The sequence below is a fragment of the Streptomyces sp. NPDC060198 genome (assembly GCF_042728415.1).
Classification (GTDB): Bacteria; Actinomycetota; Actinomycetes; order Streptomycetales; family Streptomycetaceae; genus Streptomyces.
Genome location: NZ_JBHWZJ010000172.1, coordinates 1 through 15,006 on the forward strand (window position 1 = coordinate 1; position 15,006 = coordinate 15,006).

The window sequence follows — 15,006 nt, forward strand, 5'->3', positions numbered from 1 at the left end:
CGGCGGCGACCCGCCGCCCGCGGCGTCGGAGCCGCGGGCGGCGTGCACCGTCGCATCGTCGGACGTACCGCCGCACACCTGGACGATGCCTGCCACGAGGGACGAGGTCGCGCACAGCGTCAGGGTGAGACGGCATGCGCGACTCGGTCCTCGGCGCCGCCGTCGCGAGGTGTTACGCCTCGCCACGGGCGCGACGACGGGCCGCCCGCCGGGCGAGGACGAGCCCGGCGAGTCCGGCCACTCCCGCCGCCACGGCCGCGGTGGTTCCCACGCCCGGACCCGTGTCGCCGTCGTAGCTCGCGGTCTCCAGGGTGGGAACGCCACCGCCGCCCGCGGGAACGCCGCCGGAGGGGCGGGTACCGGAGGCCTTGGTGTCGGCGGCCTGCGTGTCGGCCGCCTCCGTGTCGGCCGCCGTGCCGTCGGCGGTCGTGGTGCCGGTCGCCTGGTTGTCGGCGGCCTGGCCACCGGCGGTCTGGTTGCGCTCGCCGCCGCCCCTGCCACCGCGGTTGTCCTCGGGGCAGTTGACGACGAAGGTCCGCTGCTTGGTCAGGCTGCTCGGGACGACCCACTGGAGCTGGTAGGTGCCGTCCGGCAGCTGGTACAGCGGGCTGCGGGCCCTGCCCTGCGCCAGCGGGAGCGTGCCGGCGAGCGCGTTGCCGGGCGGGATGGTCAGCGGCTGCTCCGTGATGGTCCAGGCGACCGAGGCGAGAGTCTCGAAGTTGTTGGCCGACAGCCTGAACTGGCAGATCGAGCCACCGTTTCCACGGGTGTCGCGACCGGCGTTGCGGACCTCCACGATGGTGAGGTCACCGCTGTCGCCGGGAAGGGCGAGAGCTTCCGGGGCGCAGAGGAGCGCGATGCCCGCAGCAGCGACGAAGGTGCCGGCGCGGAGGGCGTGGGTGCGGGTGGAGGCGGGGATGGGCATGCGTGACTCCTTGAAGCCAGAACGATTGTCGTACTAATGAGAGGGCCCCCAAGGGATGTCACAGGTGATCCACAAGAAGGGTCCGGCATGACCGGGAGTCCGTCGGAAATCCCCCCACCGGCCCATCACGGCGGGCCCGGGGCGTGCGGGGCCGGAAGCCGTCGTGAGGCGCGGCGGCGGGCTCCAGGTGTTCCGTCCACGGAGGTTGGTGCCGGAACACCCGCGTCGCGGAGCGATCCTGGTGTTCCGGCAACGCCGCGAGGCGCCGTGCCAGCCGCCGCGGACCCGGAATGGATCCGCCGGATACGCCCTAACCTGGCGTGATGACCACAACTGACGACTACGCCACGTACATCGCCGGCCTCCCCCGGATCCTGGCGGGCGCCGCCTGCCTCTTCCGCGACGCGGCGGACCGGGTCCTGCTGGTCGAGCCGAACTACCGGGACGGCTGGGCGCTGCCCGGTGGGACGATCGAGTCGGACACCGGCGAGAGCCCCCGGGCGGGGGCGCGGCGCGAAACCGCCGAGGAGATCGGCCTCGATCTGGAGCCCGGCAGGCTCCTGGTGGTGGACTGGGCACGCGGCCCGAACCGCCCGCCCATCGCGGCGTACCTGTTCGACGGTGGGGTGCTCGGCGAGGCGCAGCTGGCGGCGATCGTCCTCCAGGAGGAGGAGTTGCTGTCCTGGAAGCTCGTGGAGCGTTCGGCCCTCCCGGACCACCTGCTCGGTTCGCTCCTGCCGCGGGTGCAGGCCGCGTTGGAGGCGATCGATTCGGGTGCCGGAGCGGTGGAGCTGGAGGACGGCCGGCCGCCGGCCCTCTGACGGGCCGCCAGGAGCGGAATAAAACGATCGTCGGGCGCGCCTCCCCTCCGTAGGCTCGCCGCATGACTCTCGTCGCGATCCTCAGCGGTGCCGGTGTCTCCACGGACTCCGGCATTCCCGACTACCGCGGCCCGAACGGGCTGTGGACGCGGGATCCGGAGGCCGAGAAGCTCGTCCGTTACGACTCCTACATGGCCGATCCGGATGTCCGTCGCCGGTCCTGGCAGATGCGCCGCGCCGGCGCGGCGTTGAACGCCCGTCCGAACGCGGCGCACCGCGCGGTGGCGGACCTGGAGCGGTCCGGCACGGCGGTACGGGTCCTCACGCAGAACATCGACGGTCTGCACCAGGAGGCCGGGCTCACGGCCCGCAAGGTGGTCGAGCTCCACGGCAGCGCCCGCGAGGTGGTCTGCGTCCGGTGCCACGCCCGCTCCCCCATGGCCGACGCGTTGGCCCGGGTGGACGCGGGCGAGGCCGACCCGGGGTGCACGGTCTGCGGGGGCGTCCTCAAGCCGGCGACGGTCATGTTCGGCGAGCGGCTGGACCCGGAGGTACTCGCCCAGGCGGTGGCGATCGCCAAGGGGTGCGAGGTGTTCGTCGCGGTGGGTACGACGCTCCAGGTGCATCCGGCTGCGGCGCTCGCCGGTCTGGCCGCCGACCACGGAGCCCGGCTGATCATCGTGAACGCCGAGCCGACCCCGTACGACGACCGGGCCGACGAGGTGGTGCGCGAGCCGATCGGTACGGCGCTCCCGGCGCTGCTCCAACGGCTGGCGGCGGGCGGGGCGGGCTGAGACCCGCCGGGAGCGAGTGGGGTAGTGTGGATGGCTGCGAAGGGGAGTAGCCCCGAAAACCGGTCGTCGACACACTGGAATCCCCGGATTCCCGGTGGCCGGGCCCGTCAGACCTGGCGGGTGGGCGAGACCTTCGGTCAGGTATGACACACCCGCTCCCCGCGGGTGCTGCGTCGTGCCGGGCCGAGTGGTCCTCCGAGAGCCCGTGCGGCGCTTCGCGAAGGCCCGGGGCCCGGCTCTCACAGAAAGCCACCCGGAATGCACCTCGACCCCCTGGCGATCATCACCGCCTTCGGGCTCATCTTCCTCGCGGAACTGCCGGACAAGACGATGTTCGCCTCGCTGGCGATGGGCACGCGCATGAAGCCCCTGTACGTCTGGTTCGGCACGTCGTCCGCGTTCATCGTCCACGTGGCCATCGCGGTCGGCGCGGGTGGCCTCCTCGGTCTGCTGCCCGACTGGATCGTCAAGCTCGTCTCGGCGCTGCTGTTCGCCTTCGGCGCCTTCATGCTGCTGCGCGGCGGGGGCGACGACGGGGACGAGGACGACGAGGTCAAGACCGTCACCGGTTTCTGGCCCGTCTACGGCACGGCGTTCATGGCCGTTTTCATCAGCGAGTGGGGTGACCTCACCCAGATCACCACGGCCAACCTGGCGGCGAGCAATGGCGCCTGGTCGGTGGCGATCGGTTCCGCCGCCGCTCTGATGTCCGTCTCCGCGCTGGCGCTGCTGGCCGGGCGGTTCATCGCCAAGCGGGTGCCGCTCAAGACCGTCCAGCGGGTCGGCGGGGTGTGCATGCTCGGGCTGGCGATCTGGACGGCGATCGAGATCTTCACCGGCTGACGGTCCCGCCCACGAGCGCGGGTGTGGAGGAGCCCGGTGACCGTCGAGTCGGTCACCGGGCTCCTTCATGCCCCGGCGGCTCTCGGAGGCGGAACGGAGTGCCGTTCTCTCAGAAAAGGGCCGGGGTGTCGTTCTCCGTGCCGCGTTCGAAGGCCAGCAGGCGCTGCTTGCGGTCGAGCCCGCCGCCGTATCCGGTGAGGCTGCCCGAGGCGCCGATGACCCGGTGGCACGGGACGATGATCGAGACCGGGTTGCGGCCGTTGGCCAGGCCGACCGCGCGGGAGGCACCGGGTTTGCCGAGTCGGCCGGCCAGCTCGCCGTAGGAGAGCGTCTCGCCGTAGGGAATCCGCTGGAGCTCCGACCAGACGGTCCGCTGGAACGGAGTGCCCTCCAGGTGCAGGGGGAGGTCGAACTCCGTACGCGTTCCGTCGAAGTACTCCCCCAGCTGGCGCACCGTCTCTCCGAAGGCACCGGCGTCCACCTCCTCACCGAACGTCTCGCGCGGTGGCTGGTGACGGTGCTCGGTCATGTACAGGGCGCTGAGGACTCCGTCGGTGGCGACGAGGGTGAGCTCGCCGTAGGGGCTGTCGAGCAGGGTGTGCGTCCTTGTGGGCGGGAGAACCTGCGGGAGAACAGGGGTGCTCATGGGGTGCTTCTTTCGCGGGTCGGGGGTGACGGCACTCTTTCGGGCCGGGGTCACTCGGGCAGCCGGTTGATGGGGTGCCCGTCGACGGTCCACAGGTACTGCACGGCGTACGCACGCCAGGGCCGCCAGCCGGCCGCCCGCGAGGTGAGCGCCGCCGGGGTCGACGGCAGCCCCAGGTGCTCGGCCGCGCGCCGGATGCCCAGGTCGGTCGGGCAGAAGGCGTCCGGGTCGCCCAGCGCCCGCATGGCGATCACCTCCACGGTCCACGGACCGAAGCCGGGCAGCGCGGTCAGCGCGGCGCGGGCCTCGTCCCAGTCCGTGTCGGCGGCGTCCAGCCGCAGCGAGCCGTCCGCCAGTGCGCCCACGAGGGTGGTCAGCGTGGTGCGCCGGCTGCGGGGCAGGGCGAGCGTCTCGGGGTCCAGCCCGGCCAGCGCCTCCGGAGTGGGGAAGAGGTGGGTGAGCCCTCCCTCGGAATCCTCCACGGGCTTTCCGTACGCCCTGACCAGCCGGGCCGCGTGGGTGCGGGCGGCGGCGGTGGAGACCTGTTGGCCGAGTACCGCGCGTACGGCGAACTCCGCGCCGTCCACCGTCCGCGGCACCCGTCGCCCCGGAGCGGCGTCCACCAGGGGGGCGAGCAGCGGGTCGGCGCGCAGCTGGCCGTCCACGGCCACCGGGTCGGCGTCCAGGTCGAGCAGGCGGCGGCAACGGCTGATGGCGAGGGTGAGGTCGCGTGGATCGGTGAGCTGGAGGCGGCAGGCGATGTGGTCGGGGCGCGGGGAGAGCGCCACGATGCCGTGGCCGTGCGGGAGGGCGAGGGTGCGCCGGTACGCGCCGTCGCGCCACTCCTCCACGCCGGGGACGGCGGTCGCGGCGAGGTGGCCGAAGAGGTTGCTCGGGTTGAGCGGGGCGCGGTACGGCAGCCGCAGAGCTATCACGCCGGGTGTCGAGGCGGGCTTGGCCCCGCGTTCGGCGCGGGTGCGCAGTTCGCCGGGGGCGAGGGCGAAAACCTCGCGGACCGTCTCGTTGAAGGTGCGGATGGACGAGAAGCCGGCGGCGAAGGCCACTTCGGCCATCGGCAACGCGGTCGTCTCGATGAGGACCCGCGCGGTCTGGGCCCGCTGGGCGCGGGCCAGGGCGAGCGGGCCTGCTCCGAGTTCGGCCAGCAGCTGGCGCTCGATCTGGCGGGCGGAGTAGCCGAGGCGGGCGGCGAGACCGGGGACGCCCTCGCGGTCGACCACCCCGTCCTGGATGAGGCGCATGGCGCGGGCGACGGAGTCGGCGCGGGCGTTCCACTCCGGGGAGCCGGGGCTGGTGTCGGGCCGGCAGCGCTTGCAGGCCCGGAACCCGGCCTGCTGGCAGGCCGCCGCACTGGGGTAGAAGGTCATGTTCTCGACCTTGGGCGGCACGACGGGGCAGCTGGGACGGCAGTAGATCCGGGTGGTCAGGACTGCCGTGAAGAACCATCCGTCGAAACGGGCGTCCTTGGACCGGACGGCCCGCACGCAGCGCTCGGTGTCGGTGTGCATGGTTCAAGCATCGGTCACTCGGGGAGCCGGGGCTGGCGGAAATCCGACATGAAGGTGGGACGGGCTCCCGGCCCCCGGAGGCGCGGGTACTGCCTGACCTCGCGCCTCCTCCTGCCGCCCCGGGCGCTTGCGCGCCTTGCGCCACCGCTACCGTTCGTCCCGCAGCCACTGACGATCGGATGGGATCGACACATGTCCGATCTGGACTTCTACGCGCACGTCGCCACCCGCGGCGACGTCCTCGGAACCGGCATCGGATCCGGTCCTGACGCCTGGGACGCCGCCTTGGGGCGGGACCGCATCGACGACTGGGGCCGTGGTCGGCTGAGACTGGACTACGGGCTGGTGGAGCTCTCCTTCTCGCGCGTCGAGGGTTCCGTGACGTGCTTCGGGATCGGGGTGCAGGTCCACCGGCTGACGCACGGCCTCGCCGTGCCGGACTCCCTGACGTCCGTGTACGGGGAGTTCGCACCCCGCGTCCCGTTCGAGGAGCTGCGGACCGCGATCTCGTCGCTGGGGTTCGCCGTGGAACCGGAAGATCTCTCGGGGGACGTCCACCGCCACCGCGTGGCCGGGTCCAGGGTCCGCATCGACGTCGTCGCCGACCCTTGCGCGTACCAGCGCGCCGGGGACGTCTGGTCTCTGCACGTGTCGGCGGCCGGGTAGGTGCCCGCCCGCCCCGGTCACCGGGCGGCGCGCAGACTCCGCCAGACCGCTCGGGCGGCGTGGTGGCCGGACATCCCGTGGACGCCCGGGCCGGGCGGGGTCGCCGAGGAGCAGAGGAAGACCGCCGGTCGGGCGGTGGCGTACGGGACGCGGGCGAGCTTCGGGCGGATGACGGTCTGGAGCCCGGCGAAGGCACCGCAGGCGATGTCGCCCCCGACGTAGTTGGCGTTGTGTGCGGCGAGCTCACGCGGGCCGGCGACCGCCCGGGCCAGCACCAGGTCGCGGAAGCCGGGCGCGAAGCGGTCCAGCTGGCGCTCGATGACCTCGGTGGCGTCGCCCTCCCAGCGCGCCGGGACGTGACCGTACACCCAGAAGACATGGCGTCCCTCGGGGGCGCGGCTGGGGTCGACCAGGCTCGGCTGGGCGGTGATCAGGAACGGGACGCTCGGGTCGCGGCCGTCGACGGCCGCCCGGAGGGCAGCGTCGATCTCGGGTGCGGTGGGACCGACGTGAACGGTCCCGGCGCGCCGGGCTTCCTCGGCCGTCCAGGGGACCGGGCCGGAGAGCGCGTAGTCGATCTTGAAGGTGGCGGCGCCGTAGCGGTAGTGGCGGTAGGCGTTGCCGAGTCCGGCGATCCGGGCGAGAGCGGTCGGCGAGGTGTCGAAGACGTAGGCGCGGGCGGGCGGGAGCTCGTCCAGGCGCTTGACCTCGATGCCGGTGCGGATGGTGCCGCCCTGGTCGCGCAGGTACGAGGCGAGGGCGTCGGAGATCGACTGGGAGCCGCCCCGGGGCACCGGCCAGCCGTTGGCGTGTGCGGCCAGCGCGAAGAGCAGGGCGATCCCGCCGGTGGCGACCCCGGAGGTGGGGGCGATGGCGTGCGCCGCGAGACCGGCGACGAGCGCGCGGGCCTTCTCGTCACAAAAACGCCGGGAGAGCAGCGTGGCGGGCTGGAGGGCGTCGAGTCCGAAGCGCACCCAGCGGTACGGGTCGCGGGGCAGGCCGAGCCACGGGGTACGCAGGAAGTCCTGGGCGAGGGTCTCCCAGTGGCCGAGGTACGGGGCGACGAGCCGGCGGTAGGCACCCGCGTCCCGGGCACCGAGGGAGGCGGCCGTCTCCCCCACGGACCGGTTGAGCACGGCGGCCGTGCCGTCCGGAAACGGGTGGGCGAGGGCCAGTTCCGGCTGGATCCACTCCAGTCCGTGGTCGGCGAGCGGCATCCCGGCGAACGCCGGGGAGCCGATGCCGAGCGGGTGGACGGCGGAACACGGGTCGTGGCGGTAGCCGGGGAGGGTCAGCTCACGGGTGCGGGCTCCGCCGCCGACGGTGTCGGCCGCCTCGAAGACCTCCACCGCGAGGCCCCGGCGGGCCAGTTCGGCGGCGGCGGTCAGTCCGTTGGGCCCGGCCCCCACGACGACTGCGTCAAGCAACGGCGACACCTTGGGGCTCCTTCGCGGGACGGCGGGCAGGGGAACCAGGATATTCCCGCGCGCGGGCGGCATACGCGTGGGTACCCTCCGCTCCGATGACCGATTCCGTGGAAAAGACCGCGTCCACCGTCGCCGCCGTGGCCGACCGGCTCGTCCGCGTGCCCGGTGTCCGTGCGGTGGCCCTCGGCGGCAGCCGGGCCCGTGGCACCCACCGCCCCGACTCGGACTGGGATCTGGGCCTCTACTACCGGGGTTCACCCGATCTCGGCGCGCTGGTCGCGCTCGCCTCCGAGGTTCAGGGGACGCCTGCGTCGGTGGAGGGGCCCGGCAGTTGGGGCCCCTGGGCGAACGGGGGTGGCTGGCTGCGTGTCGACGGGGTCCCGGTCGACTGGATCCTGCGGGATCTGGACCGGGTGGAAGCGGTGTGGGCCGACTGCCGTGAGGGACGCTACGAGGTGGGCGTGCAGCCAGGACACTCTCTGGGATTCTGGTCGCCCTGTTATCCGGGTGAGGTCGCGCTCGGACGCGTACTCGCCGATCCGCAAGGCGAACTGACGAGGCTTCAGAAGCAAGTGCGGGTGTATCCGGAGCCCTTACGGCGAGCCCTGGCGGACGGGGCGTGGGAGGCGGAGTTCCTGGTGGACTCGGCTGCGAAGTCCGCCCCGGCGGGCGACACGCTCCACGCCTCCCTCTGCCTGTCCCGGGCGTTCGGCATCCTCGCCCAGGCACTGCACGCGCACCATCGCACCTGGTGCCTCAACGAGAAGGGCGCGCTGGCAGCGGCGGCGCTGCTCCCGGACACCCCGCCCGGCTTCGCGGACCGGGTGGCCGCCGCGTTGCGCGGCCTCGACCCGGTCGCGGTGGACACGGCCCGGGAACTGGTGCGGGAGGTACGGGCGGTACTGGCGCGCGGACGGGCGTGAGGGCCCGGCGGGAGTGAGGTACGGGCGGCCCGACGGCATCGAGTGGGCGAGGGCGCGCGGAATCCCCCGCGGCGCACAGCCGGGCGCTCATCGGCCGGGCGCTCTCCGTCAGGAGGCGTCGCCGAGCAGCGCCTCGCGGATGCGGGCCACGGTCGCCTCGTCCCGGCCGACCGCGAACGGCAGGTCGTTGTCGCCGGCCAGCCTGAACTTCGTGCCGGACAGGGTGGCGTGGGAGCCGCCGGCCTCGGCGACCAGCAGCAGCCCCGCGGCGTGGTCCCAGGCGAACTCCCAGTTGAAGGCGAGCGCGTCGAGGTCACCACGGGCGACGGCCAGGTATTCGAGCCCGGCCGAACCGCAGGCACGCGCGTCGATGCCCTCGGTCCGCAGACCGAGCAGGGCGCGCTTCTGCTCCTCGGTGGTGAAGTCGGGGTGGGACATCGCGACCCTCAGTACGGCACCGGGCTCGGGCGAGCCGGACCTGAGCGGCTTCCCGTTGAGCGTGGCGCCCCTGCCGCGTACGGCGACGGCCATCTGCTGGAGCACGGGGGCGTACGTCCACGAGGCGACGAGTTCACCGTGGTGGGCGAGTGCGACGAGGGTGCAGAATCCGGCCTCTCCGCGGACGAACTGGCGGGTGCCGTCCACGGGGTCCACGATCCACACCGGCGCGTCCCCGGACAGCGCGCCGTACACGGTCGGATCGGCGTGCACGGCCTCCTCGCCGACCACCACCGATCCCGGCAGGATGCGGGTCAGAGCGGCGGTGAGGTACTTCTCCGCCTCCCGGTCCGCGCTGGTGACGAGGTCGTGCGGCCCGCTCTTCTCGATGATGTCGTCGGCGGCCAGCTTGCGGTGGCGGGGCATGATCTCGGCGGCCACCGCCGCGCGTACCGCCTCCTCGACCACCGCCACCTGTCCGATGCTCCCGGCGCCCGCGGCGTTCTCGGTGTTCGTTGCGTTTTCGGCGAGAAAGTCATCGATCATGTCTCCAGCTAAGCACGGTCCGGCCGAACCCCCGAGGGCGGACAGGTTTCCGGGCCGTGAAACCACCGGTTCCGGGCGGGGCGACCGCTGCGGGGGGAGGCCGCCCCGCCCGGGACGGGTCAGGCGTCCAGCCTCATGTAGAGCCGAGTGCCCTGCGGCCGGTAGCCGATCCGCTCGTACACGCGGCGTGAGCCCTCGCCGGAGAACTCCAGCCAGACCGATTCGGCACCCCGGTCGAACATGGCCCCGGTCAGCGCGGCCGTGACCGCGCCGGCGATGCCCCGGCCCCGGAAGGCGGGGCGGGTACCGACGCCGGCGAGTTCCGCCGTACCCACGGCGGGCGCGGAGCAGGAGGCGGCGCCCGCGCAGGTCCCGTCGGGCGCCCGGACGAAGCGGACGCCGCCGCCACCGTCCTCCAGCTTCCGCAGGCGGGCCACGCCGTGCGCGGAGGAGGCGTGGACCCCTTCGAAGGATTCACAGAGGGCGGCGTCCACCGCCGCGTACTCCTCGTCGGAGGCCGGGGTCTCCACGAGGAGGACCGGGTCCACGCCGCCCTTGCCGTCGGACGGCGGCAGGACCAGGGTGGCGGGGGTACAGACCAGGTAGGAATGCGCTTCCTCGACGGTGAAGCCGGCGTCCCGCAGCGCCGCCTCCACGGCGGGGGCTGCGTCCGGCGCGAACTCCAGGCGCGGCAGCAACCCGCGCGTGCGGAAGGAGTCGATCAGGGAGCTCACATCGGCGCTCGTCGGCCGCGCGCCGGGGAGCGGGGTGGCGTAGTTGATGAAGGGACTGGCCGTGGCGGGATCGAATCCCGCCACGAATCCGCCGGTCTCCACGACGTCGGGACGGCGCTGGAGATGGGCGACGGCAAAGCTCTGGACGTTGGTGTCCACGATGATGTCGACCTCACGAAGTGACAGGAGGAAGCGTGGCTCCCACGGACCGTGACAGGTCCGCGGAGACGCACGCACGCTGAAGGCTCTCCGGGCAGGGAGGAGCCGACGGTGCCTGGGCACCGCCTCGTGGGGCCGCCGTCGGATACGGGCGTGGTACCGCCGGTGCCGCTGGGGCTACCGGTGGAGACCGACGACGGCCACTGTGGACGTCGCGGGCACAGGCTCACTCCTTCATGATCCGTTCGTGCGCTTCCGGAAGACCCGGAAGTCACGCCCTCCGTGGAGAGGTCCGGATCAGCCTGACACCGCCCCCGCCGGCGGGCAAGAGGATTTCCGGCACGCGCGGACCCGGCAGCCGGTGCGCGGCCCGGGTACCGGGAGTCCTCGACAGGGGAAGGGGCACGCCTTCCGGCCGCGGCCGGTTGGCATCAACGGGGAGGTCCGTCCTACGGTCGACAGGTCGGCAGACCGACGACACACCCCCACGACCCGGAGATGTGCGACATGGCGAAGATCCTTTTTGTGATGACCGGCGCGGACCACTGGACCCTGGCGGACGGCAGCAAGCACCCCACCGGCTTCTGGGCCGAGGAGGCCGTCGCCCCGTACGAGGCGCTCAAGGCGGCGGGCCATGAGGTCGTCGTCGCCACCCCGGGCGGGGTCGAGCCCACGGTGGACCGGGGAAGCCTGGCCCCCGACGTCAACGGCGGCAAGGAGAACGCCGACCGGATCGCCGCGACGCTGGACGGCATGGACGAGCTGCGTACGCCGCTGGCCCTGGACGACGTCCGGCTGGACGAGTACGACGCGGTGTTCTACCCCGGCGGCCACGGGCCCATGGAGGACCTCGCCGTCGACCCGGTGTCCGGAGATCTGCTGACCCGCGCCCTGGATTCGGGCAAGCCGCTGGGAGTGGTGTGCCACGCCCCTGCCGCCCTGCTCGCCGCGAAGCGCCCGGACGGCTCCCCCACCTTCGCCGGGTACCGGCTGACCGGGTTCACCAACGCGGAGGAGACCCAGGCGGGCTTCGCGGACAAGGCGCGCTGGCTGCTCCAGGACAGGCTGGTGGAGCTGGGTGCGGACTTCCGGGAGAGCGACCCGTGGGCGCCGTACGTGGTCACCGACCGCAATCTGATCACCGGTCAGAATCCGGCGTCTTCGGCGCCGTTGGCCGCAGAGTTGGTCAAGCGGCTCGGCTGAAACTCCCGTTCGCCCCGAAACCGCCCCCGCACCGCCCTTCGGGTCCGGCCGCGATCGGTACCGGTGGCGATCAGTACCAGTCGCGATGGGCGGGCGGCTGGCAGAGTTCGAGGATCACGTCGCCCGCCTCCGGCTCCTCGGCCGGGAGCGGGCGCACCCGGGCTCCCACCTCCACCAGGTGCGGGGCGGCACCCACGACCTGGCAGCGGAAGACGAATCCTTCCGGGAATCGGACCAGGGACTCGTTGCGCGCGTCTTCGGTGTAGCGGTGGACGACTGCGGTCCGCACGACGACTCCGTCCCCGGAGCTTCGCTCCGGGGCGAAGTCGCTCGACGCGCAGATCGGGCAGAGCAGCCTCCGGAACGAGGCCGTACCGCACCAGCGGCAGCGCTGGTAGGGCAGCCCCGTTTCTTCGGCCACCTTGTGCGCGGTGCCACTTGCTGACGGGAACATGTCGGGACCCCCTGCGCTCGGCTGGACGCGCCACCCCTCGGCAGCGGTGGCGCGTCCGCACCATATGGCACTCAGTGCCTAGCCGTAAAGACACTGAGTGCCGATTGTTGCGCTCAGTCCTGCCCTACGGCCGCTTCGATCTGCTGGACGACCTTCCACATCGGGGTTCCACGCTGCGCGACCATGACGATCACATCCCGCGCGGACCCCTCCGCCGCGACCTCCGGGCCGTCCGCACCACGTAGGTCCGGCATGGCGTTTCTCACGGAACCGGCCCGGGTGGACCACAACTCGCGCACCACGTCGAGGGCGTTGTCGACGGCCGCCCAGGCGTCCCCCTCGCCGCCCGACCGCAGCCAGAGGCGGAGGCCGTTGTTGTGCGCCGCCGCGACCGAGGCGGCGGCCACCTCCGCCCGCAGCACACCGTCCGCCAAGTCTCGGTAGGCATGCCGGAGATAGCCCGCGAAGGTCTGCTCGTAGCGCCGCACGACGGAGAGTTCATAGCTCCGAAGCCCCGGCACCTCGCGCGTCAACCGATAGCGCTGGACCGAGAATTCGGGCTTCGCCGCGTACATGCTCAGCACGATCCGTGCCGCGTCGCAGACCGTGCCGATGGGGTCGGCGGCGTCCCTGCCGTCCGCGATCTCCGAGGCTTCGGCGGCGGCGAGGAAGGCCGTCGTTTCCGCGAGGCAGCTCTCGTGGTCCGGGAAGACCACGTCCTCCTTCGACGGGAAGTAGCGGAAGAACGAGCGTCGCCCGACCCCGGCGCGCGCCACGATGTCGTCCACCGTGGTCCGTTCGAAGCCCTTCTCCACGAAGAGCTCGAACGCCGCCTCGGCGAGCCCCTCCCGCATGGGAGCCTTCTTCGCTGGTCTGCGCGCATCGGTCATGCCGCGCAACGTAGCACCGGACACCTCGATCTGGCACTGCGTACCTTTACAGAGGGTACTGAGTGCCATAATCTCGGCACTACGAACCACCACCAGGTAGGAGAGCCGGCGTGAGCTTGAGGATCGTTGTCTGTGTGAAGTACGTGCCCGACGCGACCGGTGACCGGGGGTTCGCCGATGACCTGACGGTGGACCGTGAGGACGTGGACGGTCTGTTGTCGGAGCTGGACGAGTACGCGGTCGAGCAGGCGTTGCAGATCGCGGATGCGGCGGACGAGGCGGAGGTCACCGTGGTGACGGTGGGTCCGGAGGACGCGAAGGACGCGTTGCGCAAGGCGTTGTCGATGGGTGCGGACAAGGCGGTGCACGTCGAGGACGATTCTCTGCACGGCAGTGACGTGATGGGTACGTCGTTGGTGCTGGCGAAGGCGATCGAGAAGACGGGTTACGACCTGGTGGTCTGCGGGATGGCGTCGACGGACGGGACGATGGGGGTGCTGCCGGCGGTGCTGGCGGAGCGTCTGGGTGTGCCGCAGGTGACGTTGCTGTCGGAGGTTTCGGTGTCGGGCGGGACGGTGACCGGGCGGCGTGACGGTGACACGGCGTCGGAGGAGCTGGAGGCGTCGTTGCCGGCGGTGGTGTCGGTGACGGACCAGTCGGGTGAGGCGCGTTACCCGTCGTTCAAGGGGATCATGGCGGCGAAGAAGAAGCCGGTCGAGGCGTTGGACCTGGACGATCTGGAGATCGACGCGGACGAGGTCGGTCTGGCGGGTGCGTGGACGGTCGTGGACGCGGCGGTGGAGCGTCCGGCGCGCACGGCGGGCACGATCGTGAAGGACGAGGGCGAGGGCGGGCGGAAGCTCGCCGAGTTCCTCGTGGGCCAGAAGTTCATCTGACCCCCTTGCGGCGTCGCGTCGCGGCGTTGTCCCGGGCAGGGGCCTGCCGGTCCGCTGTCCGTCTCCCTCTTTGATCTCTGGTTTCGCAGGAAGTGGATGTTCCATGGCTGAGGTTCTGGTTGTTGTCGATCACGTGGACGGTGCGGTCCGCAAGCCCACGCTGGAGCTGTTGACGCTGGCGCGGCGGCTGGGTGAGCCGGTGGCGGTGGCGCTGGGTGCGGGTGCGGCGCGCACGGCGGGTGTGCTGGGTGAGCACGGTGCGGTGCGGGTGCTGACGTCCGAGGCGCCGGAGTTCGCGCAGTATCTGGTGGTGCCGAAGGTCGACGCGTTGCAGGCGGCGGTCGCTGCGGTGTCGCCGGTGGCGGTTTTGGTGCCGTCGTCGGCGGAGGGCAAGGAGGTCGCGGCGCGTCTGGCGGTGCGGATCGGTTCGGGGATCATCACGGACGCGGTGGATCTGGAGGCGGGTGAGTCGGGTCCGGTGGCGACGCAGTCGGCGTTCGCGGCGTCGTTCTCGGTGAAGTCGCGGGTCTCGCGGGGTGTGCCGGTGATCACGGTGAAGCCGAACTCGGCGCCGGTGGAGCCGGTCGCGGGTGCGGGTGTGGTGGAGGAGCTGGCGGTGGAGTTCTCGGCGGCCGCGTCGGGGACGAAGGTGCTGTCGCGGACGCCGCGTGCGTCGACGGGGCGTCCGGAGCTGACCGAGGCCGCGATCGTGGTGTCGGGCGGGCGGGGTGTCAACGGTGCGGAGAACTTCGCGGTGATCGAGGCGCTCGCGGACTCGCTGGGTGCGGCGGTCGGCGCGTCGCGGGCGGCGGTGGACGCGGGCTGGTACCCGCACACCAACCAGGTCGGCCAGACGGGGAAGTCGGTGTCCCCGCAGCTGTACATCGCGTCGGGCATCTCGGGTGCGATCCAGCACCGGGCCGGTATGCAGACCTCGAAGACGATCGTCGCGGTCAACAAGGACGCCGAGGCCCCGATCTTCGAGCTCGTCGACTACGGCGTCGTCGGTGACCTCTTCGACGTGGTGCCCCAGCTCACCGAGGAGATCAACGCCCGCAAGGGCTGAACACCCCACCACCCGCGACGGGTTCGCGGGCAGGCGCACGGCCGTGGGC

16 protein-coding genes are annotated in these 15,006 nt (G+C 72.3%); 8 read left to right on the forward strand and 8 right to left on the reverse strand.

The genetic code is table 11. The features are described from left to right. Positions 1 to 172 precede the first annotated feature (172 nt). Positions 173 to 925 (reverse strand): hypothetical protein, encoded by a 753-nt coding sequence (locus tag ACFWEP_RS20725; RefSeq protein WP_387371753.1) that lies wholly within the window; start codon positions 923 to 925, stop codon positions 173 to 175. A 323-nt stretch (positions 926 to 1,248) separates the two neighbouring features. Between ACFWEP_RS20725 and ACFWEP_RS20730 the strand changes: the two genes are divergently transcribed. From ACFWEP_RS20730 to ACFWEP_RS20740, 3 genes are all read left to right on the forward strand, one after another. Continuing rightward, positions 1,249 to 1,746, forward strand: a complete 498-nt coding sequence (locus ACFWEP_RS20730; protein ID WP_387371754.1) for an NUDIX domain-containing protein — start codon at positions 1,249 to 1,251, stop codon at positions 1,744 to 1,746. A 62-nt stretch (positions 1,747 to 1,808) separates the two neighbouring features. Continuing rightward, positions 1,809 to 2,540 carry an NAD-dependent deacetylase gene (locus tag ACFWEP_RS20735; RefSeq protein ID WP_387371756.1) on the forward strand — a complete coding sequence of 244 codons (732 nt, stop codon included), beginning with the start codon at positions 1,809 to 1,811 and terminating at the stop codon, positions 2,538 to 2,540. Positions 2,541 to 2,798: 258 nt separating this feature from the next. Further along, positions 2,799 to 3,383 carry a TMEM165/GDT1 family protein gene (locus ACFWEP_RS20740; protein WP_387371757.1) on the forward strand — a complete coding sequence of 195 codons (585 nt, stop codon included), beginning with the start codon at positions 2,799 to 2,801 and terminating at the stop codon, positions 3,381 to 3,383. Positions 3,384 to 3,492: 109 nt separating this feature from the next. On the opposite strand, the gene ACFWEP_RS20745 is transcribed toward ACFWEP_RS20740, so the two are convergent. Together ACFWEP_RS20745 and ACFWEP_RS20750 are read right to left on the reverse strand one after the other, a co-directional pair. Beyond that, positions 3,493 to 4,029, reverse strand: coding sequence for a methylated-DNA--[protein]-cysteine S-methyltransferase (locus ACFWEP_RS20745; protein ID WP_387371758.1), 537 nt, complete (start codon positions 4,027 to 4,029; stop codon positions 3,493 to 3,495). Between the two features lie 50 nt (positions 4,030 to 4,079). Beyond that, entirely contained in the window at positions 4,080 to 5,555 is a 1,476-nt protein-coding gene (locus tag ACFWEP_RS20750; RefSeq protein ID WP_387371759.1) for an AlkA N-terminal domain-containing protein, read from the reverse strand. Between the two features lie 192 nt (positions 5,556 to 5,747). Between ACFWEP_RS20750 and ACFWEP_RS20755 the strand changes: the two genes are divergently transcribed. Continuing rightward, the gene (locus tag ACFWEP_RS20755; protein ID WP_387371760.1) at positions 5,748 to 6,221 is read left to right on the forward strand and encodes a hypothetical protein; all 474 of its coding nucleotides are present in this window, start codon (positions 5,748 to 5,750) and stop codon (positions 6,219 to 6,221) included. Between the two features lie 17 nt (positions 6,222 to 6,238). Here the strand turns inward: ACFWEP_RS20755 and ACFWEP_RS20760 are convergent, their stop codons facing one another. Next, on the reverse strand, positions 6,239 to 7,657 hold the full coding sequence (locus tag ACFWEP_RS20760; RefSeq protein WP_387371762.1) for a phytoene desaturase family protein: 1,419 nt from the start codon (positions 7,655 to 7,657) through the stop codon (positions 6,239 to 6,241). 86 nt (positions 7,658 to 7,743) lie between these two features. Between ACFWEP_RS20760 and ACFWEP_RS20765 the strand changes: the two genes are divergently transcribed. Further along, the gene (locus ACFWEP_RS20765) at positions 7,744 to 8,571 is read left to right on the forward strand and encodes a nucleotidyltransferase domain-containing protein (protein WP_387371763.1); all 828 of its coding nucleotides are present in this window, start codon (positions 7,744 to 7,746) and stop codon (positions 8,569 to 8,571) included. Positions 8,572 to 8,679: 108 nt separating this feature from the next. Here ACFWEP_RS20765 and ACFWEP_RS20770 read toward each other — a convergent pair whose 3' ends face one another. Together ACFWEP_RS20770 and ACFWEP_RS20775 are read right to left on the reverse strand one after the other, a co-directional pair. Then, entirely contained in the window at positions 8,680 to 9,555 is an 876-nt protein-coding gene (locus tag ACFWEP_RS20770; RefSeq protein ID WP_387371764.1) for an inositol monophosphatase family protein, read from the reverse strand. Positions 9,556 to 9,674: 119 nt separating this feature from the next. Continuing rightward, entirely contained in the window at positions 9,675 to 10,448 is a 774-nt protein-coding gene (locus tag ACFWEP_RS20775; protein ID WP_387371765.1) for a GNAT family N-acetyltransferase, read from the reverse strand. 507 nt (positions 10,449 to 10,955) lie between these two features. Here ACFWEP_RS20775 and ACFWEP_RS20780 point away from each other — a divergent pair. Further along, the gene (locus ACFWEP_RS20780; RefSeq protein ID WP_387371766.1) at positions 10,956 to 11,651 is read left to right on the forward strand and encodes a type 1 glutamine amidotransferase domain-containing protein; all 696 of its coding nucleotides are present in this window, start codon (positions 10,956 to 10,958) and stop codon (positions 11,649 to 11,651) included. A gap of 70 nt (positions 11,652 to 11,721) precedes the next feature. On the opposite strand, the gene ACFWEP_RS20785 is transcribed toward ACFWEP_RS20780, so the two are convergent. Next, positions 11,722 to 12,105: a Zn-ribbon domain-containing OB-fold protein gene (locus ACFWEP_RS20785; protein WP_387371767.1), complete on the reverse strand. Its 384-nt coding sequence runs from the start codon at positions 12,103 to 12,105 to the stop codon at positions 11,722 to 11,724. Positions 12,106 to 12,218: 113 nt separating this feature from the next. Next, positions 12,219 to 12,995 (reverse strand): TetR family transcriptional regulator, encoded by a 777-nt coding sequence (locus tag ACFWEP_RS20790; protein ID WP_387371769.1) that lies wholly within the window; start codon positions 12,993 to 12,995, stop codon positions 12,219 to 12,221. Positions 12,996 to 13,105: 110 nt separating this feature from the next. Between ACFWEP_RS20790 and ACFWEP_RS20795 the strand changes: the two genes are divergently transcribed. Beyond that, on the forward strand, positions 13,106 to 13,891 hold the full coding sequence (locus tag ACFWEP_RS20795; protein WP_387371770.1) for an electron transfer flavoprotein subunit beta/FixA family protein: 786 nt from the start codon (positions 13,106 to 13,108) through the stop codon (positions 13,889 to 13,891). A gap of 103 nt (positions 13,892 to 13,994) precedes the next feature. Continuing rightward, entirely contained in the window at positions 13,995 to 14,957 is a 963-nt protein-coding gene (locus ACFWEP_RS20800) for an electron transfer flavoprotein subunit alpha/FixB family protein (RefSeq protein WP_387371771.1), read from the forward strand. The last annotated feature ends 49 nt before the right edge of the window (positions 14,958 to 15,006 follow it).

Bases quoted from the DNA above. Each gene is read 5' to 3' on its own strand.
- ACFWEP_RS20725 (WP_387371753.1), bottom strand. From the start codon at position 925: ATGCCCATCCCCGCCTCCACCCGCACCCACGCCCTCCGCGCCGGCACC.
- ACFWEP_RS20730 (WP_387371754.1), top strand. From the start codon at position 1,249: ATGACCACAACTGACGACTACGCCACGTACATCGCCGGCCTCCCCCGG.
- ACFWEP_RS20735 (WP_387371756.1), top strand. From the start codon at position 1,809: ATGACTCTCGTCGCGATCCTCAGCGGTGCCGGTGTCTCCACGGACTCC.
- ACFWEP_RS20740 (WP_387371757.1), top strand. From the start codon at position 2,799: ATGCACCTCGACCCCCTGGCGATCATCACCGCCTTCGGGCTCATCTTC.
- ACFWEP_RS20745 (WP_387371758.1), bottom strand. From the start codon at position 4,029: ATGAGCACCCCTGTTCTCCCGCAGGTTCTCCCGCCCACAAGGACGCAC.
- ACFWEP_RS20750 (WP_387371759.1), bottom strand. From the start codon at position 5,555: ATGCACACCGACACCGAGCGCTGCGTGCGGGCCGTCCGGTCCAAGGAC.
- ACFWEP_RS20755 (WP_387371760.1), top strand. From the start codon at position 5,748: ATGTCCGATCTGGACTTCTACGCGCACGTCGCCACCCGCGGCGACGTC.
- ACFWEP_RS20765 (WP_387371763.1), top strand. From the start codon at position 7,744: ATGACCGATTCCGTGGAAAAGACCGCGTCCACCGTCGCCGCCGTGGCC.
- ACFWEP_RS20770 (WP_387371764.1), bottom strand. From the start codon at position 9,555: ATGATCGATGACTTTCTCGCCGAAAACGCAACGAACACCGAGAACGCC.
- ACFWEP_RS20780 (WP_387371766.1), top strand. From the start codon at position 10,956: ATGGCGAAGATCCTTTTTGTGATGACCGGCGCGGACCACTGGACCCTG.
- ACFWEP_RS20785 (WP_387371767.1), bottom strand. From the start codon at position 12,105: ATGTTCCCGTCAGCAAGTGGCACCGCGCACAAGGTGGCCGAAGAAACG.
- ACFWEP_RS20790 (WP_387371769.1), bottom strand. From the start codon at position 12,995: ATGACCGATGCGCGCAGACCAGCGAAGAAGGCTCCCATGCGGGAGGGG.
- ACFWEP_RS20800 (WP_387371771.1), top strand. From the start codon at position 13,995: ATGGCTGAGGTTCTGGTTGTTGTCGATCACGTGGACGGTGCGGTCCGC.